The organism is Shewanella xiamenensis (assembly GCF_024971755.1).
GTDB classification, from domain to species: domain Bacteria; phylum Pseudomonadota; class Gammaproteobacteria; order Enterobacterales; family Shewanellaceae; genus Shewanella; species Shewanella xiamenensis.
In genome coordinates this window covers 3,422,118-3,447,455 of record NZ_CP079718.1, presented here as the reverse complement: position 1 = coordinate 3,447,455, position 25,338 = coordinate 3,422,118, and the positions used below count along the sequence as shown (strand labels likewise).

Below are 25,338 nucleotides of genomic sequence, written 5' to 3'. Positions count from 1 at the left end.
GGGCAACCCAAAGGTACTAGTACTAGTGTGCTACCTCTGCGTGTACCTTATCTATGCCATAAGTTTTACCTTCAGCATGGCAGGTCGCGCATGATTCTACTGGTAGGTTAGGATCAGTCACTGCATCCGCTTCTACAATCGCACCGTTACTTCTAAAGTGAGCTACTGCTGCTGCATCTGAGTGAGCGTGACAGCTGCGGCATGATTCAGCTACTGGGCTAATATAGTAGCTACCCACTTTGATAGAGCGTTTTTCAGAAGTCAAACCACCGTCAGTTGCAAACAGTTTAGCGCCGTCTTTATGACATGCAGAACATGCTGTTTCTGGTGATGGGTAACCGAGCAATTCACCTTTATCGTCACGGAAGATGCCTGTGATAGAGTCAAAGTTACCACTGTGGAAACGGTGGGCAACGGTGAATAGGTCTTTGTTGTTGAAGGTGACGTCTGGATTCACTACTTTGCTTCCATCAGCGCCTTTGTAAACAACCGTTTTGTGACCTGAAGCACCCGTTGTATCGTTATGACAGTTCATACATTGAGTGAAGGTGTAAGTACCGTGTCTTGTTCCTTTAACATAGTCTAAGGTACCGTGACAGGCATTACATTTGGCTTCTTCAACAGTGATACGAGTTGGGTCAGACATACGAGCAGTGCTGACTGTGCTACCATCTAAGCTGAAGAATTTAACAGGAGAGCTGTTGCCAATAGGGTTAGTTGGCCCAAATTCAAGTCCTGTTGTATTACAGCTTGCTACTGCACCAGCCTTGATACAAACGTTAGCTTCTGAACTGACATACATAGTTCCAACTGCTTGTGCATCTGGAATATCTTTAACAAAAGTCAATACACCACCAGAAAGCGTACCGCTTGCAAGGTTTAAGCTGATAGCTGTAGGTTTAACATCTCGCCACGCATAAACAGTACCATCGGTAGCAACATTACCCAGCAATAAACCGTTAGCAACTAACTTTCCTGTTGGATTAGTGGTCGCATTATAGGTTGCAAGGCTTGTTCCATCGGCAATGGGTGTACCATTGATGGTCACATTAGCCTTGATGGTTAATGTTTTCATACCTAAGGTGGCTGACGGTACAACTGCTGCACTTGTAAAGTCCACTTTAAATAAGTTGGCGTATTCAGCGCGTTTACCAACACTATGAACAGCTTCTGGTGTTAGGCTACCACTACCGTGACAAGATTTACATTGAGTGTCGTCGGCTTGAGCTAAACCAAATTCTGAGTGGTTTTCACCAGTTGCGAAGTTGACATTGATATGGCAACCCACGCAAGCCTTAGCGTAGATATTGGTGTTATAACTTGGTGCACCATCGTGACAGGATTTACATTCTTTCAAGTCAGATGGGAAACCAATTTCACCAAAGTATTCTTTGGCTTCACCAGACAGATACGCTGCATTATGTTCACCGGCATGGATACGGTGGATCATTGGAGCAAAATCAAAGACCCAACCTTCAGCAAGTTGTGCATCGCTGGGTACTAGATCTGGGTTATGGCAAGTTACGCAGTTTTTAACGTCTTGATAATTATGGTGAGCTTCGATCTTAGCGATATGGCCATCAGTTTCACCGTGACAGTTTTTACATGCTGCACTCGATACTGTGTCTTTGCCTGATGCGGCTAACTCGTCGGTCGCTGGGATAAAATCAACAGGTACTGAAAGTACTTTATCTGCTAAGGCAACGCCTTGGCTATTGGCGATATTGTATGCGCGTAAAAATACTCTGTGTACTGCATTAGGGTTATCATTTGGATTAATGATCGGTGCAGCACCATCGTAAGTCCAAGTGGCAGTGTATGTACCAGGGTTTGCTGTATCTTCAGTTAATTTACAAGCATTCTTAGTACCGTTAAGGCCGTTTAGAGTACAAGTTAATGAGCTACCCGCTTTGTTTGCCGTAGCATTGTTTTGCCATTGAATTGGCGCACCAGTGCCTGACGTATTGTCATTTGCCGTTAAAGAGTAGATCGCAATTTTATCGAGTCCCATAAAAGGAACATCTTTGCCTGCGCTCTTTCCGGTTAAGCTGAACTTAACACTGAAGCCTTCGCTGCTGGTGACTTTGATATCAGCTGGGCTAAGAGTAAATTTCAGATCGGTTATAGATTCTGCGGTTTTAGCAAAAGAACCAGCGGGTAACCCTGGTGTACCAGGCGTACCCGGTGTTCCAGGGGTACCAGGTGTTCCGGGCGTGCCGGGTGCACCATCTTGCCCGTCTTCTCCGTCCCCGCAGGCGGTTAAACACAAGGCACTAGTGAGAGCTAGTGCCAGTAGAGATTTATTGTAGTTTTTCATCATCGCGTCCCTTTTTCTTTCTATAAGACTGCGTGTGCAGTGACTCTACTATAGGTCGAACAATCTACTTATAAAGTGGTATTTGCAAGTTTGTATCTGATATGTGAACAGTGATTTAACACATCAAAATGGAAATTCTAAAATGTGAAATTAAGTATTTCGCAAATTAGAATCTGGCGGTAAAAGTGAGATGTGGATTGCAGAATGTTATTTTTGTTTTTAACAATTTGTTGAGATTAATTTTCAATTAATTTTACTTAAAGATACTGATGAAACGTTTATCAAATGCTTTTTTACAGTGAAAAATAAAACAAAAACAACTATTGAGAATCATAGTGTACAGAGGGAGAATGCGCTGTATTTACTTAAATTTAACATTTGAAGCTTTTGTAAATAGTGGCACAAGCATCCATGCTTTTGGGGATTATTGACTGACTCGCGTATTGAAAGGCGTGAGGGCGGTTAATAATGAACTGACGACAAGTTCGCATTGTGTTTGACTGTAGCGTCGATGGCTTCGTGGCTTTTCTACGAGAAAATACTGTGGTGGCATAATCGTTTCATGTAGACGATGTAACTCTGCGATGGGAAGCGGCGCTAGTTTTAATCCCGGCATATGTTTTACGGTATGCATATCAATACTCGAACAAAATGCCACACTTTGCATGGTGAGAAGGTGGGCATACCATTCTTCCCGATCCGTGACTCTTTCAATCGAGGGTAACAACAGCCCTTGGCGCTGACAGAACAGTTCTAGTGGGTCAATTCTGCTGTTAAAGCCCTTCAGTTCAATGCATAGAAATGAATAACGGCATATGTGCTCAAGGCTGATTTCAAGTTGGCTTTCCCAAAGGGAATGATGTTTCGAGGCAACGACATAGACATTTGAAATACAGCCTAAGCGTGTAACACTAAGCTCTTTGGATTCGGTCGGCTCTATTGTGATCCCAAAACCTAATTCACCTGCATGTATCAGTTCCGCACTATTGTCTTGCCACTTGTGTAGTCTTATTTGGCCTAATTCACTTATCACATCGGGTGAGCTGAGCTGTGGTGCTAAGAAACTTAATAATCCATTACTTGCGGCTATATGGAGCGGTAATTCAACGTGACTCGCTGCATTTTGCAGCTGCATTGCAGATTGTTCTAGGTGATAAACCGAATCGGTGAATTGGCAAATAGCGACATACAGACTTTCAGCAAGAGGTGTGGGTTTGAGCCCCTGTTGGCGCCGATAAAATAGTTCATCATTAAAGGTTAACCGTAGCGCATTGAGACAGCGGCTAATTTTGGGAGCCGACACATTTAACGCTTTAGCTGCACTATTTGCATGTCCGTTATCAAAAATACTTTTAAATACAAGTAAGGTGAATACATCAAGTTCGCAGATTTGTTTTAATAATTGAGTGCTCATTTGGTCTCGCCTTGCGATGAGTCTGAGTCTGCAGTCACACAGTTTTGCCTAAGCATATCGATACCATTGATTAAGCAGCAAACCGTATGCACAAAATGCATTGTTGGTGGATTAGGTTAGCAGTTGTCGTACGGCTTAACTGTGATCTCAATCTTTAATTTAACAATTGTTTAACTAACAATGCTAGCCATTGGATTATATGGTGTTTATTTAGGCGATTTTGGGCTGGAGGAGTAATCTAGCGAGCTCATCATCTTCATCAGAGTCGCTCGTAGTTGGTTAGAACAACGACACATCACTCGCGTGACGTAGGCTAGAATTTAGCGGCGCAAATAAAGTTTAATCTCTAAACGTCGACACACCCTCGCTCTTTTATGGGCTGAAATGTGGATTAGTCATTTTGACTCTGCGATAACAATACGTTTGTCGATGTTGCAGAGGGCAGGCTATGTGCGTGGATTGTCTGGTGATCTTCCTTAATCCTTAAACCAATAAACTGGCCGCCTTCATTGACTTGCATTGAAGTACAAGCAACATCACCGTCGACAATCCCATGTGCTTGGATGACTAAGCGCTCGCAAATCAATCGGCCTTTGAAATAACCATCAATAATTAATTCTCGACACTTTACCTCGCAGTGAAGACTTCCCGTTTGCTCAACAATCACATTCGCCTGTGACAGTATTTGACCTTGAACTTCACCACCAATCAACACATCGCCAGCAAATTCAATATTGCCAGTCAGCCTAGTGCCTTTAGCAATAAAACTGAGCGCGGGGGACGATTTGCGGGTAAACAGGAGATTTTTGCCAAACATGGTGATGAGAAACCTAATACATTGGGAATGAAATACTAACGTAAATACAGGGACAAGCCTAGGGCGCTCAATGGCTATTCTGCTTGCTTAATACTAATCGCTTGATTTGGGCACGGAGCGACACAGGCGCCACAACCCGTACATAGGCTCGTATCAATTTTAGGCATAGGCGCTTTGCCTACACTTAGGGTGAAACTGATGGCGCGGGGCTCACAAGCATCCTTACAACTTTGGCACCAAATACCTTGAAAGGTTAAGCAGTTATTTTGAATCTCCGCGATGTGTTGCCATGGCGTTTGGGTCAAATCAAACAACTTTTGCTCAGGACAGACAGTGGCGCATTGAGTACAAAAAGTGCATTCATTGTCCTTAAACGAGACTTCAGGAAAGCCGCCATCCCCTTTGAAAATTATCTTAGTTTCACAGGCGGTGATACAGGCTGAGCAGCGAGTACAGATATCGGTAAATTCTACCCCCTCGCGCACCCAAGGCGGCCTAATCGCCAAGGACTTTCGGCGACTAAAAAGACTACGGCGACTGTGATTAATGCTTTCTGTCATAGGTGTTTAATGGATAACAATCTTTATTAATCGAGAAGAAAAATGGCTTGGGAATTACCACAAGCCATTTAGATGATTAGCTTTTATAACCATTGGGATTGGTTGATTGCCAATGCCAACTGCTATTTGCCATATCCTCAAGACTATGGGTCGCCTGCCAGCCCAAATCGGTTCTAGCATGCTCTGGGTTTGCATAACAGGCGGCAATATCTCCTGGGCGGCGTGGTGCAATCTGATAGGCAATCGATTTACCACAGGCCTTCTCGAAGGCTTTAACCATATCGAGCACGCTGTAACCTTGGCCTGTACCTAGATTGTAGGTGACAAGCCCTGGTTTTGTGGCGAGTTTCTCAAGGGCTTTAAGGTGACCAATAGCTAAATCCACAACATGGATATAATCACGAACGCCAGTTCCATCGTGGGTTGGGTAATCATTGCCGAACACACTGAGGGCCTCGCGTTTACCCACGGCGACTTGGGCGATAAATGGCATCAAGTTATTCGGAATATCGTTAGGATCTTCGCCAATCAAACCACTGGCATGGGCACCAACGGGGTTGAAGTAACGTAAACGAGCGATATTCCAACTTGGGTCGCTATGGTGTAAATCCGCCAGAATATGCTCAACCATCAATTTAGATTGACCATAGGGGTTAGTGGCACCCGTTGGAAAATCTTCGGTAATGGGCAGGCTAGCAGGATCACCATACACAGTTGCCGAGGAACTAAAGACGAGATTTTTCACCTTAAACTCTGCCATCACTTGGCAAAGAATTAAGGTGCCAGTCACGTTATTCTCATAGTATTTCAGTGGCTTAGCTACTGACTCACCGACGGCCTTTAATCCAGCAAAGTGGATAACGGCATCGATGTTATGGTCGCTAAAGACTTTCTGTAGTAAGGCCTTATTGAGAATATCGCCTTGGTAGAATGTGACCGATTTACCGGTAATGCGCTCGACACGGTTTAGTGCTTCGATACTTGAATTAGACAGGTTGTCTAATACAATCACTTCGCTTCCCGCATTAAGTAATTCCACTACGGTATGAGTGCCAATATAACCAGCACCGCCGGTCACTAAAATCGTCATTATTTAATTCCCTTTACAACTGTTTTTAAGTAGTGGGCAAAATCTTCACCGATTTCGCTGTGGCGCAGAGCGTATTCTACGTTAGCGCGCATATAGCCTTGTTTGTTACCGCAGTCGTGACTCTTACCTTGCATATAGTAAGCGTTTACGGTTTCTTGCTTCATTAACATCGCAATGGCGTCTGTTAATTGGATTTCATCACCTGCGCCCGCAGGCGTTTTGGCCAGCAATGGCCAAATTGCTGCGGGTAACACGTAACGGCCAACAACGGCTAAGTTAGATGGCGCTTCATCAACTGGAGGTTTTTCAACGAGTTCGACTAATGGCTCTGATTCACCAGGCTGCAAATCGTGGCCGTTCACATCGGCAATACCATATTGATTGACTAAATGATGTGGTACGCCTTCAACCATGATTTGACCCACTTGGGTTTCATCAAACAGGCTTACCATTGCGGCAAGGTTATCGGTTTTTAAGTCGCAACTGGCGTCATCGATAATCACATCCGGCAGCAATACGGCAAAAGGTGCATCACCTACTACGGATTTAGCGCATAAAATCGCGTGACCTAAGCCTTTAGCTTGGGATTGACGTACGCTGATCACCGTCACGTCTTTCGGGCAAATGGATTGCACCGCTTCGAGTAATTGACGTTTTACGCGGCGCTCTAATTGCGCTTCTAATTCAAAACTGGTGTCGAAATGGTTTTCGATAGAGTTTTTACTGGCGTGGGTTACGAGCACAATTTCTTTGATACCCGCAGCAATAGCTTCACTAACGACATATTGGATCAGTGGCTTATCTACAACAGGGAGCATTTCCTTAGGGATAGCTTTGGTCGCAGGAAGCATACGAGTGCCAAGTCCGGCGACAGGAATAACGGCTTTACGAATTTGATGTTGTTTCATTGCGAACCTTCAGATTAAGGAGAGGCGATTATTGGGCAATATTGTAAATGACCTACGCAGAAAAGCCATTTGCAAACGCCGAATTTTGTCGGTTTTTCTGCATATTATCTGTTTATCGTCGTCATTTTTACGTTTGAATGTCAAGGATTGATACCCGTCTGAGTGAGTCTGTATGTATATTGCCCATGCCTTTTAAACGACTTGTAATATTTGCTTTACGTTTACGTCACATTGACGCGCAAACAATAAACTGTGAGGGAGTTAACAAAAATCGAGGCTTAGATCACTATGGAGGCATTAGTGTCAGCCATGAAGTGAATTTTATGACTAAAGAAATTGCGCACACTGCGCCCTATGTTGCGAGAAGTGCAGATGATTCAGGGTATATCCATTACCCACAGGAAGAACATGAGATTTGGAGCCAATTGTATGCTCGCCAAGCGGTGAACCTGCCTGGGCGTGCCTGTAAGGAGTATCTGCAGGGACTTGATGCCTTGGCGATGCCCAAGGATCGCATCCCACAATTGGCGGAGATAGACAAAGTGCTACAGGCCACTACGGGCTGGAAAACCGCGGCCGTGCCAGCCTTGATTTCCTTTGGTCGATTCTTTGAGCTATTGGCTAACAAGGAGTTTCCGGTCGCGACTTTTATCCGCCGTAAGGAAGAGTTTGATTACCTGCAAGAGCCAGATATTTTCCATGAGATTTTTGGTCATTGCCCCTTGTTGACCAATCCATCTTTTGCCCATTTCTCGCATATGTATGGTCAATTAGGCTTAAATGCCAGCAAGGAAGACCGAGTATTTTTGGCACGTTTGTATTGGTTTACCGTCGAGTTTGGTTTGCTCAAGCCTCAGGAGGGTGAACTGTGTATTTATGGCGGTGGTATTTTGAGTTCTCCCGGCGAAACCTTATATGCGATGGAAAGCCAAGTGCCTGAACGTAAACCGTTCGATCTTTTAGATGTGCTACGCACGCCTTATCGTATCGATATTATGCAGCCAATTTACTATGTGATTGAACATATTGATGTATTAGATGAAATCGCCAAAATGGACATTATGGCCTATGTGGCTAAGGCGCGGCAGCTCGGCTTGTTTGCCCCTAAATATCCGCCCAAGGCCAAGGCAAGTTAATGACCGACTCTAAGTAATAAACGAATTAAATAAAGCGTAATAAGAGCAACGGATTGAACCTGTGATGTTGCCAATAGGAGTATGTATGACCGCGTTAACCCAAATGAAATGTGAAGCTTGCCAAGCCGATGCACCGAAAGTGACCGATGAAGAATTGGCCGAGCTTATCCGCATGATCCCCGATTGGGGCGTGCAAGTGCGTGACGGCATCATGCAATTGGAACGGGTGTACAAGTTTAAAAACTTTAAACTAGCAATGGCATTTACCAATAAGTTGGCGGAATTGGCCGAGGAAGAATTCCACCATCCTGGTATTTTAACCGAGTGGGGCAAGGTGACCGTGACTTGGTGGTCACACTCAATTAAGGGCCTGCATAAGAATGACTTCATTATGGCGGCCAAGACCGACCAGTTATTAGATTAAAAAGTTAATATTTTAAATCAGCATCTTAATGCAATTTTGATGCTGATTTTTTCTTCCTGTTACAAATGCACTGTAAACTAGGCTTGCCACTTTGAGCGTAACCTTCTAACGTATACACGCCCAGCTATTTATCTAGCCCTTTACGTTTGCGTAAACTGAGCGTGTTTCGTCAAACGCATGTCTTACGAAGGTCACCTCAGGGACAATAGCTCGCATGTTTTATTCCAAAATTCGAATCAAAAAAGGGAATATCAGTCATTATGCGCTTGGAAGTTAGCTGTCAAGATCGCGTGGGTTTAGCGAAAGACATCTTAGTCGTGTTAGAACGTTATGGCATTAATCTCATTGCCATTGATGCCAGTAACCAAGGTTTTCTTTACCTGCAATTTGCTGAAGTCAGTTTTGAAACCTTAAGCGCCTTGATGCCGCAGATCCGCAAAGTGGAGAGCGTCCACGATGTACGAACGGTGTCATTTATGCCGTCGGAGCAAGAACACTACGCCTTAAAAACCCTACTTAAAACTCTCCCAGACTCTGTGTTTTCCATCGACGTGAAGGCGCGTATTCGCATTGTGAACGAATCGGCGCTGCTCAATATGGGCATGGGTGAACACGAAGTGCTTGATGAATCCTTAAACCATTGGGTACAAGGGTTTAACTTCAGCCGCTGGCTCAGTGAGGGCCAAGTGCTGCCGCAGGCGGCGCGGGTGAATATCGGCCAAAACGAATATCTGGCTGAAATGTTACCGATTTATTTACCCGATGAGGACGAGAAAACTATCCTCGTCGGTGCGGTGGTGTCGCTTAAATCGCCTGCGCGGGTGGGTAAACAATTTAATGCGCTGCAAAATCAAACCACAGGCTTTGAAAATGTATTGGCCAGCAGTGACAAGATGAAAGAAGTGCTAAAACAAGCCCGCCGCATGGCGCAGCTCGATGCGCCATTACTGATCACGGGCGAAACTGGCACCGGTAAAGAATTAATGGCCAGAGCCAGCCATGATGCCAGCATGCGCCGCGAAAAGCCGTTTATTGCCATTAACTGTGCGGCATTGCCCGATAGCGCCGCCGAAGAAGAACTGTTTGGCTACGTTAGCCAAGGTAAAGTCATTAAACGTGGTTTTTTTGAAGAGGCGAAGGGCGGCACTGTATTTCTTGATGAAGTGGCGGAAATGTCCAAGGCGGCACAGGTTAAATTGCTGCGGTTATTACAGGATGGCACCTTTAGACGTATCGGTGGCGACGAAGAAGTCCGCGCCGATGTACGGATTATCTGCTCGACCCAGAAAAACTTAGCCGAGCTATGCCAAACCGGTGAGTTTAGAGAAGATTTGTACTATCGCATCCATGTACTTAGCTACCACATTCCGTCACTGCGCGAGCGCAAAGTTGATATTATTCCGCTGACGGAGATGTTCCTCGAGCACTACAGCCAGCAACTTTCTAGCCCTGTGAGACGGATTTCGGCTCAATGTCGCGATCATCTCTTAACCTATGCCTGGCCGGGTAACGTGCGTCAGCTTAAAAATGCGGTTTTCAGAGCCGTATCCATGTGGGATGGTTCAGGCGAGCTGACCGTTGAGCAACTTAAGTTACCATCCTACGCCGAAGGTTTTGGTTATTTCGATAATGCCTTCGAAGGTAATCTCGATGATGCGATGAAGCAATTTGAGGCTAGCTTACTGCGCCGCTTGTATCCTGCTTACCCTAGTACTCGCCAATTGGCGAAGAAATTGGGCGTGTCTCATACGGCTATCGCCAATAAACTTAGGGAATATAAGATCGCCAAGCCAAAGTAATCTTGCTTTAAGCTTAGGATGTAACAGTATCGTTCCACTTTGTTGTCGACTTTTTCACCATATCGTTCAGCGAAATAGTGACAAGCGGCAACAGGGTAGGAAACGTAATGATTAGTTTACAAAATGTGAAAAAATAAGCTGAAATGTGATTTTGCTCACGCTATAGGAATCCGTCGTCGCTTCGGGTATTTCTACGCGCAGCAAACCCTAATACCGAGTCAATATAGGTTTTTATTCACCTATGTTCTCGTCAGCAAAAAATTCGCGTTAGCTGATATTGTCGGTTAACTATAACGAGATAAAAAGCGCAGTACGCCGAGCCGTAGAAGCACAGGAGCAGATATGAAACTTGCCAGTTATAACAATGGTCGCCGCGATGGTCAGTTAATGTTAGTGAGCCGCGATCTTACTCAAACGGTGGCTGTGCCAGCGATTGCCCATACGATGCAACAATTACTCGATGGTTGGGAATTGCTCAAACCGCAATTACAAGAATTGTATGATGCGCTCAACGAAGGCAAATTACCGAACGCGCAAGCCTTCGATGAGGCCAAATGTTTATCACCCTTACCACGCGCTTATCAGTGGGCCGATGGTAGTGCCTACGTTAACCATGTGGAATTAGTACGTAAGGCGCGCGGCGCAGAAATGCCAGAAACCTTCTGGACTGATCCGCTGTTTTACCAAGGCGGCTCTGACAGCTTTATCGCGCCCAAGGCGGATATCCCGCTGGCGAGCGAAGACTGGGGCATCGATTTCGAATCCGAAATCGCTGTGATCACTGATGATGTACCTATGGGCGTGAGTGCTGAAAATGCAGCGAAACACATCAAACTGCTGATGTTAGTCAATGATGTGTCACTGCGTAATTTGATCCCGGCCGAACTCGCCAAAGGTTTTGGTTTCTTCCAATCTAAACCTTCGAGCAGCTTCTCGCCGGTAGCCATTACGCCAGATGAATTAGGCGCACGTTGGGAAGATTCAAAGGTGCACCTACCGCTTATCACATACTTAAACGGTGAGTTATTTGGCCGCCCGAATGCGGGTGTCGATATGACCTTTAACTTCAGCCAGTTAATTAGCCATGTTGTCAAAACCCGTCCATTGGGTGCGGGGGCCATTATCGGGTCTGGTACGATTTCTAACTATGACCGTAGTGCTGGCTCAAGCTGTTTGGCCGAGAAACGTATGCTTGAAGTGATTAGCGACGGCAAAGCTAGCACACCGTTTATGCGTTTTGGCGACACAGTACGCATCGAAATGCTCGATGATAATGGCGCCTCTATTTTTGGCGCTATCGATCAAAAAGTGGTTGAGTACAAGGCGTAAGGCTTTTTTATTTGAAAAGTGATAGATAATATCGACGGGGCTTTTAGCCCCGTTTTTTCAGCATGACAAAAGGACAGCGTGAGATGAAACTATACGGTTATTGGCGCTCTAGCGCCGCCTATCGTGTGCGTATTGCCCTCAATCTTAAAGGCGTGAGCGCCGAGCAGTTATCGGTGCATTTAGTGCGTGATGGTGGTGAGCAGCACAAGGCGGACTATATCGCGCTAAACCCGCAGGAGCTAGTCCCCACTTTGGTGGTGGATGATGAGCAGGATGGGGATGCGTTATCCCAATCTTTAGCCATTATTGAGTATCTAGATGAACTCTATCCAAAGACACCGCTATTACCCGCATCAGCCCTTGAGCGTGCCCATGTTCGCGCCATGGCATTAACCATCGCCTGTGAAATTCATCCACTCAATAACCTGCGAGTATTGCAGTATTTAACTCAGAAGCTGAACGTCGACGAAGAAGCTAAAACCGCTTGGTATCACCATTGGGTAGCAACGGGATTTGCGGCGCTTGAGACCCAACTGGCGCGCCATAGTGGCCGATATTGCTTTGGGGATAAGGTGACTATCGCAGATTTGTGTTTAGTGCCGCAGGTGTACAACGCGCAGCGTTTTAATGTGGATTTAACGCCGTACCCCAATATTATGCGAGTATGGGCTGAATGTAATTTATTGCCAGCCTTTGCGGATGCGGCGCCCGAGCGCCAAGCCGATGCAGTTTAACCTATCATTAACTGCTCATTAAGTGCGATGAAATCGATGATGAAGTGGCGTGAGTCGATGTCACTTCTGTGTTTCTAACTTATTAAAGCGGATATTGGCCATGACTGAAGCCGAATTAAATGCATTGTTATGCGCATGGCTAAGCCAAGATAAACAGCGGTTAAGGGCACTTGAATTAGCGCAGCAATGTGCCCAGGTTTATGATATTCCGCAGTGGTGCTTGGCGGCGGGGTTTGTCCGTAACTTGGTTTGGGATAAGTTGCATGATTTTAAACTGCGCCCACTAAACGATATCGATCTGATTTACTATTGTCCCTTGGATACTCTTCCTGAGCGAGATAGGGCGATAGAAGCCTACCTACAAACACTGGCGCCAGACTTACCTTGGTCAGTAAAAAATCAGGCGCGAATGCACCTTAAGCATCTCGACAATCCCTATCAATCGACACTGGATGCAATGTGTTATTGGCCCGAAATCGAAACTGCTGTCGGTGTGTCGCTTGAACAGACGCTTAAGTTTTCTGCTCCAGCCATTGAAGGCTTACATATTATCGCCCCCTTTGGCTTAGCCTCATTATTTGCCTTACAACTAACGCCCAATCCACGGCGTCCCTTAGCGTTATTTCAGCAACGGTTAGCTGCAAAGTCTTGGCTTAAACATTATCCGCGACTAGCTATAGCCTATTGAGCCATTTGGTTAAGATGAGTTTAGAGGCTTATTCTTTTATTCGCAGATGAGTGAGTGTAAACCGAAATAAGCACCTTCTAGGTCGATTCTTAATTCCTGTCTTTGCCTGCTTTTGGATTCTTTCGCGTTTTTTCTACTGAATATCGTCGAATTTCATCGGATTTTAATTTCAATCTATGTTGATTAAATGTAAATGGCGAAATTGGCAATTTTCCTCCTATTACCTCTTCTGGAGGTGATTAGTGACAGCTAATTAATGCGGTTGGTCACAAAAAATGAACCGGTATTGTCAATAAATGTTTAGATAACGTGACTTGTATCTCATGGTTTATACCTCGAAATAAGTATCGCCGCTTAATCTTGATTTAGATCAATAAGGTGAATAATTTTATCTGGCAGTGTAAGCGTCAATTGTTAAGGATGTAATGTAAAACAAAAACCTATGTTGTACATATGGAGTATGATGATGAATAAAACTACTGTTTCTACACTGATCGCTGCCACCCTGTTAGCCGCTGGTTTCTCTGCTTCTGTTTCTGCCCATCAAGCGGGCGATATTATTGTTCGTGCTGGTGCTGTGGTTGTTGCGCCAAATGAATCGAGTGATGATGTTGCGGGCAATGGTGAATTCCAAATTAGTAATAACACTCAACTAGGCTTGAACTTCGGTTATATGTTGACTGATAACTTCGGCGTAGAGTTATTAGCTGCGACTCCATTTAGCCACGATGTGTCTTTAAAAGGCGTAGGTAAAATTGCAGAAACTAAGCATTTACCACCAACTTTAGTTGCTCAATATTATTTCGGTGATGCCCAATCTGCATTACGTCCCTATGTGGGCGTTGGTGTGAACTACACTAACTTCTTCGACAATGAATTCACCAACGATTTAAATGGTGCCTTAACTGACTTAAGCATGAGCACCTCTTGGGGCCTAGCGGCGCAAGTGGGTTTAGACTACCAAGTGAATAAAAACTGGTTAGTAAACGCCTCTGTGTGGTACGCGCAAATTAGCAGCGATGTGAAGTTTAAATTAGCGGGTGATACAGTGGTTATCGATACCGATATTAACCCATGGGTTTATATGGTCAGCGTGGGTTATACTTTCTAATTATCTGATTTTAAAGTAACAAAAAAGGAGCCTGAGGCTCCTTTTTTGTTTTTCGCAGTGTAATAAAGCTAAACACGGAACAACACTACTTTTTAGCCTTTTTCGGCTTCCAGTGGCGTGTATTATAGATAAACTCAGGCAGTAATTTAGTTAGCCAAGCGACTAAGCGCCAACGCTTGGTCACATATACGCGGCGTTTACCTTGCTGCATAGCCTTAATGATCTGCGCCGCCACTTGCGGGAGCGGGGCAAGCCATAGCGTGCTTTGCTGCATGGCGGCCTTATCCAGTAAACCAAGTTGAATATCGGTAATAGTAATGGGTAATTTAAGCCGCTGGGCATGCATGCTTAAGCCTTCTAAATAGTTTTGCGCAAAGGCTTTAGAGGCATGGTAAGCCACACTTGGGCCGCCGCGCAGACCAGCAATCGAGTTGATGGCGGCAAGCTGGCCATAACCCTGCTCGCGAAATAATCTAAATGCGGTATTGCAGATAGCGGCAAAGCCCCGCACATTGACATCGATAATGTCCTGCTCAGGTAGCCATGGCAGCTCAGGATCGTAGCTATTGAGTCCGGTATTCACTAAGACTAAGTGGGCGCCGCCGAGACTTTGCCAGACGTTTTCAAGCTGTTCAATGATGATGCTTGGCTGTTCAATTTGCAATGAAAATACTTGTACCTTGGTAGGTAAGGTCGAGGCGAACTCGCGCAGCGATTCAACATCCTGTGCAAAAAGTGCTAATTCAACTTGCTGTTCGGCCAATTGTTTGGCAAGTTCGCGGCTTAAATGTGAGCTAGCGCCCACAATTATCGCAGTTGCTTGGGTCATAAATTTTTCGGCAACGAAATGGTGGCTTATCATAGGAAGATATGCCCAGCATGACAAGATTTATAGCTTGGGCGTATAGACATCCAGAAGTCTTTATGTATGATTAGGAGAAATGAAATGACACATGGGTTAAGGATTAGCGGACTGACATCTGCATGGCAAAAATGGGCGGCAATGGTATTACTCACTGTGACGACGATGATGACAGGTTGTGCAACACCAAATGCGGTTGTTGAGATTAAAGGTGAGGCCATGTATCGCGAACGTATCGCACTGCCTGCCGAAGCCAAGTTGATTGTGCAGTTGCTTGATGTCTCTAAGATGGATGTGCCTGCTGTGGTGATGGCAGAGCGTGAGAGTCAAGGCGCTAAAACCCCTACGCCATTTAGTTTTACTATAGGGCGCGATCAGTTTGAAGCAGGGCATACCTATGCCATTGGTGCAAGGATAATGCTCGGTGATAAGTTATTGTTTATTAATACTCAAGCCTATCATGTCGATCTCAATTCGACTGAGCCTATGACGATACTGCTTGAGAAAGTCGGCCGCTAATTTGTTTGCTCTTTGCTGAGTGGCATACGCGCGCCGGAACCCTTGATTGTTTGAACAGAAGAGGCGCGGTATGCCAGTTAAAATTCCAGATCATCTGCCAGCAGCAGGGATTTTAGAATCTGAAAATATTTTCGTAATGTCCGAAACCCGGGCCGCCAATCAGGATATCAGACCGATGAAGGTACTGATCCTGAACTTGATGCCCAATAAAATTGAGACCGAAACCCAGCTTCTACGCCTTTTAGGCAACACGCCCTTGCAGGTGGATGTGGATTTACTGCGTATTCACGATAAAGAGTCGAAGCATACTTCTATCGATCATATGAATACCTTCTACCGTGATTTTGAGGATGTGCGCCATAAAAACTACGACGGCCTTATCATCACTGGCGCGCCGTTAGGGCAAATTGATTTTGAAGATGTGACTTATTGGGACCATATCCGTGAAATTATCGATTGGTCACAGCAGCATGTTACCTCGGTGCTCTTCCTTTGTTGGGCTGCTCACGCTGGGCTTTACCATCTCTATGGATTAAATCGTAAAATTCTTGAGCAAAAGCGCTCAGGGGTGTTTGTCCATCGCCGCACCTGCCAGCATTTTCCGCTGCTACGCGGATTTGATGATGAGTTCTTTGCACCGCATTCCCGCTTTGCCGAGATGGATATTGAGGAGCTTAAGCGACATCCTAAACTACAAGTACTGGCAGAGTCCGAGGAAGCAGGAGCCTATTTGGTCCTCAGTCGCAATAATCGCAACCTGTTTGTCATGGGTCACCCTGAGTATCAAAAATCCACCCTAAACGATGAATATCATCGGGATTTGGCGCAGGGCTTAAACCCAAATGTGCCACAAAACTATTACCGTAACGATGATCCTAAGGCCGATGCCATTGCCCGTTGGCACAGCCATGGTAGCCTGCTAGTTAGCAACTGGCTTAACTATTACGTTTACCAATTAACGCCTTACGACCTGAGTGATATGACAGCGATGACACCATGGGAATCGCAGTAGGGACGTTGTTTTAGTTTGTCAGGCATTGACGGTTTCTTAAGCTCAATGCCTGTCAAATCACCTCGCTATGCTGTTTCTGTTTGCTTGAATTATTTGAACTGACTAGGGCGTGTTGACGTTTCAGGGTTATTTTTGCAGCAATTTGGCTGGCTTTTATGCAAGGCAAAGTCCGTGCAGTGTAGTTATTCTACATAAACGGACGATAACGCAGCAGAAAAGCCAGCCAAATGCTGCCCGAAGGGTTCGTCTGGCAAGCCCTTGCTCTTTGTCGCTCGTCATTTGAGTAGAATAACTACACATCATTCCTCGTTTCGCGAGCACGAACTTGCCAGAACGAACAAAATCTAATCTCGAAACGTCAACACGCCCTAATAAATTTACCATTCACTTAGCCACTGTTTGCTCGCCTGTTAACCTCATTTGTCTTTGCGCTGTTCAACCTCAGCAGGTATGGTTTGTGTTACTGCTGCAAGGCAAGCGCTTTTATTGAGTCACTTCCTCCTCGTTACCATTTCAAATGCCGTTAAGGCCTCTCGACTGTAAATTCTGACTGACAATCTGGCGTGGATAAAATCGATACATTAGACCAAGGAATACTTGCTTTACGTTCGCGTAAACGTCAGAGTGGTTTCATTGTTACTATTTATCCGCCGCTGGCGAGTGTTACCGTCATGGCACATTTAGCTTGGAGTCCCCATGAGTACTGAACAATTTAACCAAGAGATCGTTATTGTTGCCGCTAAACGCACCCCAATGGGTGGCTTTCAAGGCAGTTTGTCTGGCGTAACGTCTCCGAGCTTAGCGGCCACCGCCATCAAAGCCCTGTTAGCCGATACCCAAGTTGCGCCTGACAAGGTCGATGAAGTGTTAATGGGCTGCGTATTGCCAGCGGGTCTGGGTCAAGCACCTGCGCGTCAGGCAACCTTAGGTGCAGGTTTACCGCTGTCTGTTGGCGCGACGACCGTAAACAAAGTCTGTGGCTCTGGGATGAAAACCGTGATGCTTGCCCACGATTTACTCAAAGCGGGCAGTGCTAAGTTGGTGGTTGCGGGTGGTATGGAAAGCATGAGCCAAGCCCCTTACTTGCTAGATAAAGCGCGCTCTGGCATGCGTATGGGCCATGGCAAAGTATTAGATCATATGTTCCTCGATGGTTTAGAAGATGCCTACACCGGCGGCGCCATGGGCACATTCGCCCAGAAAACCGCCGATGAATTTGGTATCACTCGCGAGCAAATGGATGCGTTTGCTTTAAGCTCACTGGAAAAAGCCAATGCGGCTATTACTTCTGGCGCCTTCAAGGCGGAAATTGTACCTGTGACTGTGAGCGATCGCCGTGGTGATGTGACTATCGATACCGATGAGCAGCCAGGCAATGCCCGCCCTGAAAAAATCCCTGCACTGCGCCCAGCCTTTGCTAAAGACGGCACTATTACTGCGGCAAACTCAAGCTCGATTTCCGATGGTGCAGCGGCGCTGATGTTAACCACGCGTGCCAATGCCGAGCAGTTAGGCTTAACTGTGCTTGCCACTATTAAGGGTCACACAACACATGCCCAGGAGCCATCACTCTTTACCACTGCGCCCGTTGGCGCGATGGCAAAACTGTTGAGCAATGTCGGCTGGTCTAAGGATGAGGTTGACCTGTTCGAAATCAACGAAGCCTTTGCCATGGTGACTATGCTGGCCGTTTCTGAATTAGGTTTAGACATGGCAAAAGTAAACGTGAATGGCGGTGCCTGTGCCTTAGGTCATCCTATCGGTTGCTCGGGCGCACGTTTGCTGGTGACCTTAATTCATGCACTTAAAGCCCGTGGGCTTAAGCGCGGCGTAGCCTCACTCTGTATCGGTGGCGGCGAAGCAACCGCTATGGCTATCGAAGTCTAAGCAAAGGCTTAATCGCGAATAACTGCTAAATCAACAAGACCAAGACTGAGCTGGCAAGGGCAAACATCCCGCTGAGGATAAACATAATATCACACCGCCAGCTCGACCCTAAACAAGGAAAAGGATTGCAACATGACCACACAAGTTAAGCATTACATCGATGGCGAATTCACCACAGGCACAGGAACATCACAAATCGTGGTGACCAATCCCGCCAATAACGAGCCAATCGCCGTTATCAATAGCGCCACAACCGATGAAGTCCATGCGGCCATTGCCAGTGCCAAGGCGGCTTTTAAGACGTGGAAAGAAGTGCCAGTGTCTGAGCGTGCCCGTGTCATGTTGCGCTACCAACACCTACTTAAAGAACACCACGACGAACTGGCGACTATCCTTGCCAAAGAAACCGGCAAAACATTTGAAGATGCTAAGGGCGATGTGTGGCGCGGAATTGAAGTGGCAGAACATGCCTGCAACATTGCTTCATTATTGATGGGCGAAACCGTTGAGAACGTCGCACGTTCTATCGATACCTACAGTTACACTCAGCCTCTGGGTGTGTGTGCGGGCATCACGCCGTTTAACTTCCCAGCGATGATCCCCCTGTGGATGTTCCCACTGGCGATTGCCTGCGGTAACACATTTATCCTTAAACCATCTGAGCAAGACCCAATGACGCCGCAGCGCTTAGTTGAGCTGTTTGTCGAAGCGGGCGCGCCAAAAGGCGTGTTACAACTGATCCATGGTGATAAAACGGCGGTAGATATTCTGCTGGCTGATCCTGCGGTTAAGGCTATTTCCTTCGTCGGCTCTGTGGCTGTAGGTCAATACATCTACAAAACAGGTACCGATAACTTAAAACGCGTGCAAGCCTTTGCTGGGGCGAAAAACCACTGCGTGATCATGCCCGATGCGAATAAGCAGCAAGTGATCAACAACTTGGTTGGTGCTTCTGTCGGCGCGGCGGGGCAGCGTTGTATGGCGATTTCGGTCGCGGTATTTGTCGGCGCGGCCAAAGAGTGGATCCCAGAGCTCAAAGAAGCACTGGCGAAGGTTCGTCCAGGTTTATGGGACGATAAAGAAGCCGGTTACGGCCCGCTGATCAGCCCAGCCGCTAAAGCGCGCGTGCTCAAACTTATCGCCCAAGGTAAGGAAGAGGGCGCAGAGTGTTTACTCGATGGCAGTGACTTTAGCGTGGCGGGCTATGAGTCAGGCAACTGGGTTGGACCGACCATGTTCACTAAGGTCACGACCGATATGAGCATCTATAAAGAAGAAATCTTTGGCCCTGTGCTCTGCTGTATGGAATCCGATTCATTAGAAGAGGCCATCGAACTCGTTAACGCCAGCCCGTACGGCAATGGTACTTCTATCTTTACCGCAAGTGGCGCCGCAGCCCGTAAATATCAACACGAAATCGAAGTTGGCCAAGTCGGTATTAACGTGCCTATCCCAGTGCCATTACCTTTCTTCTCATTCACGGGTTGGAAGGGCAGTTTCTATGGCGACCAACACGCTTACGGTAAGCAAGCGGTTCGTTTCTACACTGAAACTAAAACCATAACCGCTCGCTGGTTCGAGTCGGACATTGCCGTGGCCGCAGGCCCAAATATGAGCATTAACTTGCGCTAAGCGGTTTAAATAACAGTTTAAACGCATTGTGAAACAGCAGGTGATTCAGTCTAAATGTGGCGCAATTGGCACCCATTGATGATAAGCCTGCTGATAAATTCACTGTGCATTACGCAAAAAATTTACGAAAGAAATGGCCAAAGAGTCATAGGAGAGCCAAATGGATTTTAATTTCAACGAAGACCAACGCCAATTTGCCGATCTAGCCCGCCAGTTCGCCGCGGATGAACTCGCCCCCTTTGCCGCCAAATGGGACGAAGAACATCATTTCCCGAAGGATGTGATCCAAAAAGCCGGTGAGCTGGGTTTCTGCTCCCTGTATTCCCCCGAATCGGAAGGCGGCATGGGCTTGTCGCGCTTAGATGCCTCGATTATTTTCGAAGAGCTATCGAAAGGCTGTACAGCCACAACGGCCATGCTGACGATTCACAATATGGCCACTTGGATGGTCACCACCTGGGGCACAGAGACTTTGCGTCAAGCTTGGTCAGAGCCTTTGACCACGGGCCAAATGCTGGCGTCTTACTGCTTAACGGAGCCAGGTGCGGGCTCGGATGCGGCTTCACTGCAAACCAAAGCGGTACGTGATGGTGATGAGTATGTGATTTCGGGCTCGAAAATGTTTATATCGGGCGCGGGCGCAACTGAATTGCTGGTGGTGATGTGCCGCACGGGTCAAGCCGGGCCAAAGGGGATTTCGGCTATTGCCATTCCTGCCGACAGTGAAGGCATTATCTACGGTAAAGCTGAAGATAAAATGGGCTGGAACGCGCAGCCGACGCGCTTAGTCACCTTTGATAACGTGCGCGTGCCGGTTGCAAACCTACTCGGTGAAGAAGGCCAAGGTTTTACCTTTGCGATGAAAGGCTTAGACGGTGGCCGTATCAATATCGCTACTTGCTCTGTCGGTACGGCGCAGGCGGCTCTAGAGCGTGCAACCCAGTATATGAACGAGCGTCAGCAATTCGGTAAGCCGCTGGCAGCCTTCCAAGCGCTGCAATTTAAGCTTGCCGATATGGCGACCGAATTAGTGGCCGCGCGTCAAATGGTGCGTCTGGCCGCCTTTAAACTCGACAGTGGCGATCCAGAAGCGACCGCCTATTGTGCGATGGCGAAGCGCTTTGCTACTGATGTGGGCTTTCAAGTTTGCGATGCGGCGCTGCAAATTCATGGCGGATATGGTTATATCAGGGAGTATCCGTTAGAGCGTCACTTCCGTGATGTTCGTGTACACCAGATTTTAGAGGGCACAAACGAAATTATGCGCCTCATTATCGCCCGTCGTTTACTCGACGAAAATGCCGGACAAATCCTTTAAGCTGCCCTAATTGGACTGTAGGATTTGGCGATAACAGATTGGAAATATAAGGGAGCCGAAACAGATGGACTATTTAGTTGAGCGTATTGAAGGCCACACGGCCATTCTGACGATGAACAATCCGCCGGCCAATACTTGGACCGCCCAGAGTTTGCAGGCGCTCAAGGCCAAAGTGCTGGAGCTTAATGCTAACAAGGACATTTACGCGCTGGTGTTAACTGGCGAGGGCAACAAGTTTTTCTCCGCGGGTGCCGATTTAAAACTGTTTAGCGACGGTGATAAGGGCAATGCGGCGAGCATGGCAAAACACTTTGGCGAAGCATTTGAAACCTTAAGCCAGTTCCGCGGCGTGTCGATTGCCGCCATTAACGGTTATGCCATGGGCGGCGGCTTAGAAGTCGCGCTGGCCTGTGATATTCGTATCGCCGAAACCCAAGCCGTGATGGCGCTGCCTGAGGCGACCGTTGGCCTGCTGCCCTGTGCGGGCGGTACCCAAAACCTCACTGCTTTAGTGGGCGAAGGTTGGGCAAAACGCATGATCCTCTGCGGTGAGCGGGTGAATGCCGCCCAAGCGCTGAATTTGCGTTTAGTCGAGGAAGTGGTTGAAACTGGTGAGGCCTTAAATGCGGCCATTGCACTGGCCGCCAAAGTGGCGAATCAGAGCCCAAGCAGCGTCACCGCCTGTAAGACATTAATCCAAGCTGGGCGCCAAATGCCGCGTAGCCAAGCCTTACCGATAGAGCGTGAACTGTTTGTCGGTTTGTTCGATACTGAAGATCAGGCCGAAGGCGTGAACGCGTTTTTGGAAAAACGTAAAGCTGATTGGAAGAACCGCTAATGACAAATTTAGTAGATAAGGCTGCACACACGTCCACCACACAAAATGTGGTTTTTCAAACTTTAGCCACCGCCTCAGGTAAATTAGTTGGGGTGGTGACGCTCAATGTTGAAAAAGCCCTCAACGCCTTGGATCTCGATATGGTTCGAGCCATGACGGTGCAGCTCAATTTGTGGAAAAAAGATCCGTTAATCGCCTGTGTGGTACTCGATGGCAGCGGAGAAAAGGCGTTTTGTGCGGGTGGCGATGTGCGGGCGTTATATCACGCCTCAGTTGCTGCTAAGGGACAGGTGACTGAGGTCGCTAAAGTATTCTTTGAAGAAGAATATCGTCTCGATTATCTACTACATACCTTTGGCAAACCTGTGCTGGTATGGGGTGATGGCATAGTGATGGGCGGTGGTCTCGGCCTGATGGCGGGCGCGAGTCATAGAGTGGTGACAGAAACCTCTCGTATCGCTATGCCTGAAGTCACCATCGGGCTTTATCCCGATGTGGGCGGCAGTTATTTCCTCAACCGCATGCCGGGCAAAATGGGGCTGTTTTTAGGCTTAACGGCCTATCAAATGAACGCCGCCGATGCCTGTTACGTTGGCCTTGCCGATCATTATCTAAATCGTGACGACAAAGAGCTGATGTTCGATGCCATGGCGACTCTAGATTGGAGCGACACGCCAGCGCTGAACCATCAACGACTCGACTCGATGATCAACGAACTGTCGAACCAAGTTGATATTCCTAAAGGCGATAGTTTACTGGCCGAGAGCCAAGAGATTATCGATAGGCTGATGGCGGGCAGCTTGACGGATATCGTCAGCCGTATGTCAACCTTAAGCACTGATGAAGCCTGGTTAAATAAAGCCTGCTCGACCATGCTTGCTGGCAGTCCTATCAGTTGGCATTTGGCGTATATCCAAACCCAACTCGGCACCAAACTCAGCCTAGCACAATGTTTTAAATGGGAATTAACCGTCAGCGTGAACACCTGCGCTAAGGGCGATTTCTGTGAAGGCGTACGGGCACTGCTGATTGATAAAGACAGACAGCCCAAATGGCAATTTGCCGATGTGCAATCAGTGCCAAACAGCGTTATCGAGGACATGTTGACCTCACCTTGGGGAGAAGAACATCCCTTAAGCCAATTAAGCTAAGCCAATCGATGGCAGGTAAAGCGAGTGCTTTGCCTGCCATTTTGTCTGGAATAACAACTATCTGGAATAATAAAGACACCAGAACACAGGAGTGATGGCATGAGTACAGTAGCATTTATCGGTTTAGGTAATATGGGCGGCCCAATGGCGGCCAATTTATTAAAAGCGGGCATGACGGTACGTGTCTTCGACTTAGTGCCTGCCGCCATGCAAGCCTTGGCCGACCAAGGCGCTTTAGTATCGAGCACGGCATGCGGCGCCGCGGCAGGCGCCAATGTGGTGATCACTATGCTGCCTGCGGGTAAGCATGTTAGAAATTTATATTTAGGTAATGGCAGCGAGAAAGGCCTACTCGAGGTAGTCGCTGGCGATACCTTGCTGATTGATTGCTCGACCATTGATGCCCAAAGCGCTCAATTGGTGGCGGCCGAAGCGGCCAAGAGCGGTATCGAGTTTATCGATGCGCCAGTCTCGGGCGGCACGGCGGGGGCGGCAGCAGGCACCTTGACCTTTATCTGTGGTGGCTCGGATATCGCCTTCGAACGCGCGCAACCCGTACTCAATGCCATGGGCAAGAATATCTTCCATGCGGGCGGTGCCGGTGCCGGTCAGGTCGCTAAAATCTGTAATAACATGCTGTTATCTGTGCTGATGGTCGGTACTTCTGAGGCGTTGCAAATGGGGATTGACCATGGTCTCGACCCTAAAGTGCTGTCGGACATTATGAAGGTCAGCAGCGGCGGTAACTGGACCTTAGAGAAGTACAATCCTTGCCCGGGTGTGATGGAGAATGTGCCTTCTTCTAAGGGCTATCAGGGCGGCTTTATGGTAGATTTGATGGTTAAAGATCTCGGCCTCTCCCAAGAAGCCGCATTATTGAGCAATTCGAGTACACCCATGGGCTCACTCGCACGCAGCTTGTATGTGAATCATGCACGACAAGGCAATGGTCGCCGAGACTTCTCCAGTATTTTTGAACAATTTTCACCACTTAAAAAATAGATAAACAAGGGATAACCAGATGGATTTAAAAGATAAGGTTGTCGTCATCACTGGCGGCGCGGGTGGTTTAGGCTTAGCGATGGCGCACAATTTTGCGCAGGCGGGTGCTAAGTTGGCACTTATCGATGTGGATCAAGAAAAGTTAGAACGCGCCTGTGCCGATTTAGGCTCATCCACAGAAGTCCAAGGTTATGCGTTAGATATTACCGACGAAGAAGATGTGGTCGCAGGCTTTGCTTACATATTGGAAGATTTTGGCAAAATCAACGTATTAGTGAATAACGCCGGCATCCTGCGTGATGGTATGTTAGTCAAAGCCAAAGACGGCAAAGTGACTGACCGTATGTCATTCGACCAATTCCAATCGGTGATCAATGTTAACCTCACTGGCACCTTCCTCTGTGGCCGTGAGGCGGCTGCGGCGATGATCGAGTCGGGTCAAGCAGGGGTGATTGTCAACATTTCTAGCCTAGCTAAAGCGGGTAACGTAGGACAATCTAACTACGCGGCCTCTAAAGCGGGTGTCGCGGCGATGTCTGTGGGCTGGGCAAAAGAGCTGGCGCGTTACAATATCCGTAGCGCGGCGGTAGCACCCGGGGTGATTGCCACCGAAATGACAGCGGCAATGAAACCTGAAGCCTTAGAGCGTTTAGAGAAGCTTGTGCCCGTTGGCCGTTTAGGCCAAGCGGAGGAGATAGCCTCTACCGTACGCTTTATTATCGAAAACGATTATGTAAATGGTCGTGTCTTTGAAGTGGATGGCGGTATCCGCTTATAAAAGATTATCTTA

The 25,338-nt window shown here is 47.2% G+C and carries 23 protein-coding genes; 16 read left to right on the top strand and 7 right to left on the bottom strand.

Going from position 1 to position 25,338, the window contains the following annotated elements; genetic code table 11:
* Positions 1-22 precede the first annotated feature (22 nt).
* The 6 genes from KXJ80_RS16405 to galU all read right to left on the bottom strand — a co-directional run bounded on the left by KXJ80_RS16405 (position 23) and on the right by galU (position 7,106).
* Entirely contained in the window at positions 23-2,320 is a 2,298-nt protein-coding gene (locus KXJ80_RS16405) for an OmcA/MtrC family decaheme c-type cytochrome (RefSeq protein WP_218738293.1), read from the bottom strand.
* Positions 2,321-2,741: 421 nt separating this feature from the next.
* A complete protein-coding gene (locus KXJ80_RS16400) occupies positions 2,742-3,731 on the bottom strand; it encodes a LysR family transcriptional regulator (RefSeq protein ID WP_259474466.1) in 990 nt (329 codons plus the stop codon).
* A 391-nt stretch (positions 3,732-4,122) separates the two neighbouring features.
* A complete protein-coding gene (locus tag KXJ80_RS16395; RefSeq protein WP_047539190.1) occupies positions 4,123-4,548 on the bottom strand; it encodes a bactofilin family protein in 426 nt (141 codons plus the stop codon).
* Between the two features lie 74 nt (positions 4,549-4,622).
* Positions 4,623-5,108, bottom strand: coding sequence for a ferredoxin-type protein NapF (napF, locus tag KXJ80_RS16390; RefSeq protein ID WP_144375587.1), 486 nt, complete (start codon positions 5,106-5,108; stop codon positions 4,623-4,625).
* 76 nt (positions 5,109-5,184) lie between these two features.
* A complete protein-coding gene (gene galE / locus KXJ80_RS16385) occupies positions 5,185-6,198 on the bottom strand; it encodes a UDP-glucose 4-epimerase GalE (RefSeq protein WP_037416814.1) in 1,014 nt (337 codons plus the stop codon).
* The gene (gene galU, locus KXJ80_RS16380) at positions 6,198-7,106 is read right to left on the bottom strand and encodes a UTP--glucose-1-phosphate uridylyltransferase GalU (protein WP_037416817.1); all 909 of its coding nucleotides are present in this window, start codon (positions 7,104-7,106) and stop codon (positions 6,198-6,200) included. The genes galE and galU overlap by 1 nt, the downstream gene beginning before the upstream one ends.
* Positions 7,107-7,243: 137 nt before the next feature.
* On the opposite strand from galU, the gene phhA reads away from it, so the two are divergent.
* The 7 genes from phhA (at position 7,244) to ompW (ending at position 14,327) form a co-directional block, all read left to right on the top strand.
* Complete coding sequence (phhA, locus tag KXJ80_RS16375; protein WP_308219579.1) at positions 7,244-8,242, top strand: phenylalanine 4-monooxygenase; 999 nt, start codon at positions 7,244-7,246, stop codon at positions 8,240-8,242.
* A gap of 85 nt (positions 8,243-8,327) precedes the next feature.
* Complete coding sequence (locus KXJ80_RS16370; RefSeq protein ID WP_037416823.1) at positions 8,328-8,666, top strand: 4a-hydroxytetrahydrobiopterin dehydratase; 339 nt, start codon at positions 8,328-8,330, stop codon at positions 8,664-8,666.
* Between the two features lie 260 nt (positions 8,667-8,926).
* A complete protein-coding gene (tyrR, locus tag KXJ80_RS16365; RefSeq protein WP_011071819.1) occupies positions 8,927-10,465 on the top strand; it encodes a transcriptional regulator TyrR in 1,539 nt (512 codons plus the stop codon).
* Between the two features lie 342 nt (positions 10,466-10,807).
* Entirely contained in the window at positions 10,808-11,794 is a 987-nt protein-coding gene (locus KXJ80_RS16360; protein WP_218738295.1) for a fumarylacetoacetate hydrolase family protein, read from the top strand.
* 83 nt (positions 11,795-11,877) lie between these two features.
* Entirely contained in the window at positions 11,878-12,528 is a 651-nt protein-coding gene (maiA, locus tag KXJ80_RS16355; protein ID WP_037416829.1) for a maleylacetoacetate isomerase, read from the top strand.
* Positions 12,529-12,628: 100 nt separating this feature from the next.
* Complete coding sequence (locus KXJ80_RS16350) at positions 12,629-13,216, top strand: nucleotidyltransferase family protein (RefSeq protein ID WP_218738296.1); 588 nt, start codon at positions 12,629-12,631, stop codon at positions 13,214-13,216.
* 463 nt (positions 13,217-13,679) lie between these two features.
* A complete protein-coding gene (gene ompW, locus KXJ80_RS16345; RefSeq protein ID WP_218738297.1) occupies positions 13,680-14,327 on the top strand; it encodes an outer membrane protein OmpW in 648 nt (215 codons plus the stop codon).
* Positions 14,328-14,412: 85 nt separating this feature from the next.
* Here the strand turns inward: ompW and KXJ80_RS16340 are convergent, their stop codons facing one another.
* Positions 14,413-15,156, bottom strand: coding sequence for an SDR family NAD(P)-dependent oxidoreductase (locus KXJ80_RS16340; RefSeq protein ID WP_218738298.1), 744 nt, complete (start codon positions 15,154-15,156; stop codon positions 14,413-14,415).
* Between the two features lie 117 nt (positions 15,157-15,273).
* On the opposite strand from KXJ80_RS16340, the gene KXJ80_RS16335 reads away from it, so the two are divergent.
* From KXJ80_RS16335 to KXJ80_RS16295, 9 genes are all read left to right on the top strand, one after another.
* Positions 15,274-15,708 carry a YbaY family lipoprotein gene (locus KXJ80_RS16335; RefSeq protein WP_172588860.1) on the top strand — a complete coding sequence of 145 codons (435 nt, stop codon included), beginning with the start codon at positions 15,274-15,276 and terminating at the stop codon, positions 15,706-15,708.
* A 70-nt stretch (positions 15,709-15,778) separates the two neighbouring features.
* The gene (gene metA, locus KXJ80_RS16330) at positions 15,779-16,720 is read left to right on the top strand and encodes a homoserine O-acetyltransferase MetA (protein ID WP_218738299.1); all 942 of its coding nucleotides are present in this window, start codon (positions 15,779-15,781) and stop codon (positions 16,718-16,720) included.
* A 696-nt stretch (positions 16,721-17,416) separates the two neighbouring features.
* On the top strand, positions 17,417-18,607 hold the full coding sequence (locus tag KXJ80_RS16325; protein ID WP_218738300.1) for a thiolase family protein: 1,191 nt from the start codon (positions 17,417-17,419) through the stop codon (positions 18,605-18,607).
* A gap of 132 nt (positions 18,608-18,739) precedes the next feature.
* The gene (locus tag KXJ80_RS16320; protein WP_218738301.1) at positions 18,740-20,239 is read left to right on the top strand and encodes a CoA-acylating methylmalonate-semialdehyde dehydrogenase; all 1,500 of its coding nucleotides are present in this window, start codon (positions 18,740-18,742) and stop codon (positions 20,237-20,239) included.
* Positions 20,240-20,399: 160 nt separating this feature from the next.
* Positions 20,400-21,557, top strand: a complete 1,158-nt coding sequence (locus KXJ80_RS16315) for an acyl-CoA dehydrogenase family protein (protein ID WP_218738302.1) — start codon at positions 20,400-20,402, stop codon at positions 21,555-21,557.
* Between the two features lie 64 nt (positions 21,558-21,621).
* Complete coding sequence (locus KXJ80_RS16310) at positions 21,622-22,395, top strand: enoyl-CoA hydratase (RefSeq protein ID WP_037416854.1); 774 nt, start codon at positions 21,622-21,624, stop codon at positions 22,393-22,395.
* A complete protein-coding gene (locus KXJ80_RS16305) occupies positions 22,395-23,546 on the top strand; it encodes an enoyl-CoA hydratase/isomerase family protein (protein ID WP_218738303.1) in 1,152 nt (383 codons plus the stop codon). Before KXJ80_RS16310 ends, KXJ80_RS16305 begins: the two co-directional genes overlap by 1 nt.
* A gap of 99 nt (positions 23,547-23,645) precedes the next feature.
* Positions 23,646-24,548, top strand: coding sequence for a 3-hydroxyisobutyrate dehydrogenase (gene mmsB / locus KXJ80_RS16300; RefSeq protein WP_144375600.1), 903 nt, complete (start codon positions 23,646-23,648; stop codon positions 24,546-24,548).
* 19 nt (positions 24,549-24,567) lie between these two features.
* Positions 24,568-25,326: an SDR family oxidoreductase gene (locus KXJ80_RS16295; protein ID WP_055647775.1), complete on the top strand. Its 759-nt coding sequence runs from the start codon at positions 24,568-24,570 to the stop codon at positions 25,324-25,326.
* Positions 25,327-25,338 lie beyond the last annotated feature (12 nt).

Excerpts from the sequence above, each read along its gene's own strand:
- KXJ80_RS16405 (WP_218738293.1), bottom strand. The coding sequence starts at position 2,320 with ATGATGAAAAACTACAATAAATCTCTACTGGCACTAGCTCTCACTAGT.
- KXJ80_RS16400 (WP_259474466.1), bottom strand. The coding sequence starts at position 3,731 with ATGAGCACTCAATTATTAAAACAAATCTGCGAACTTGATGTATTCACC.
- KXJ80_RS16395 (WP_047539190.1), bottom strand. The coding sequence starts at position 4,548 with ATGTTTGGCAAAAATCTCCTGTTTACCCGCAAATCGTCCCCCGCGCTC.
- napF (WP_144375587.1), bottom strand. The coding sequence starts at position 5,108 with ATGACAGAAAGCATTAATCACAGTCGCCGTAGTCTTTTTAGTCGCCGA.
- galE (WP_037416814.1), bottom strand. The coding sequence starts at position 6,198 with ATGACGATTTTAGTGACCGGCGGTGCTGGTTATATTGGCACTCATACC.
- galU (WP_037416817.1), bottom strand. The coding sequence starts at position 7,106 with ATGAAACAACATCAAATTCGTAAAGCCGTTATTCCTGTCGCCGGACTT.
- phhA (WP_308219579.1), top strand. The coding sequence starts at position 7,244 with ATGTCAAGGATTGATACCCGTCTGAGTGAGTCTGTATGTATATTGCCC.
- KXJ80_RS16370 (WP_037416823.1), top strand. The coding sequence starts at position 8,328 with ATGACCGCGTTAACCCAAATGAAATGTGAAGCTTGCCAAGCCGATGCA.
- tyrR (WP_011071819.1), top strand. The coding sequence starts at position 8,927 with ATGCGCTTGGAAGTTAGCTGTCAAGATCGCGTGGGTTTAGCGAAAGAC.
- KXJ80_RS16360 (WP_218738295.1), top strand. The coding sequence starts at position 10,808 with ATGAAACTTGCCAGTTATAACAATGGTCGCCGCGATGGTCAGTTAATG.
- maiA (WP_037416829.1), top strand. The coding sequence starts at position 11,878 with ATGAAACTATACGGTTATTGGCGCTCTAGCGCCGCCTATCGTGTGCGT.
- KXJ80_RS16350 (WP_218738296.1), top strand. The coding sequence starts at position 12,629 with ATGACTGAAGCCGAATTAAATGCATTGTTATGCGCATGGCTAAGCCAA.
- ompW (WP_218738297.1), top strand. The coding sequence starts at position 13,680 with ATGATGAATAAAACTACTGTTTCTACACTGATCGCTGCCACCCTGTTA.
- KXJ80_RS16340 (WP_218738298.1), bottom strand. The coding sequence starts at position 15,156 with ATGACCCAAGCAACTGCGATAATTGTGGGCGCTAGCTCACATTTAAGC.
- KXJ80_RS16335 (WP_172588860.1), top strand. The coding sequence starts at position 15,274 with ATGACACATGGGTTAAGGATTAGCGGACTGACATCTGCATGGCAAAAA.
- metA (WP_218738299.1), top strand. The coding sequence starts at position 15,779 with ATGCCAGTTAAAATTCCAGATCATCTGCCAGCAGCAGGGATTTTAGAA.
- KXJ80_RS16325 (WP_218738300.1), top strand. The coding sequence starts at position 17,417 with ATGAGTACTGAACAATTTAACCAAGAGATCGTTATTGTTGCCGCTAAA.
- KXJ80_RS16320 (WP_218738301.1), top strand. The coding sequence starts at position 18,740 with ATGACCACACAAGTTAAGCATTACATCGATGGCGAATTCACCACAGGC.
- KXJ80_RS16315 (WP_218738302.1), top strand. The coding sequence starts at position 20,400 with ATGGATTTTAATTTCAACGAAGACCAACGCCAATTTGCCGATCTAGCC.
- KXJ80_RS16310 (WP_037416854.1), top strand. The coding sequence starts at position 21,622 with ATGGACTATTTAGTTGAGCGTATTGAAGGCCACACGGCCATTCTGACG.
- KXJ80_RS16305 (WP_218738303.1), top strand. The coding sequence starts at position 22,395 with ATGACAAATTTAGTAGATAAGGCTGCACACACGTCCACCACACAAAAT.
- mmsB (WP_144375600.1), top strand. The coding sequence starts at position 23,646 with ATGAGTACAGTAGCATTTATCGGTTTAGGTAATATGGGCGGCCCAATG.
- KXJ80_RS16295 (WP_055647775.1), top strand. The coding sequence starts at position 24,568 with ATGGATTTAAAAGATAAGGTTGTCGTCATCACTGGCGGCGCGGGTGGT.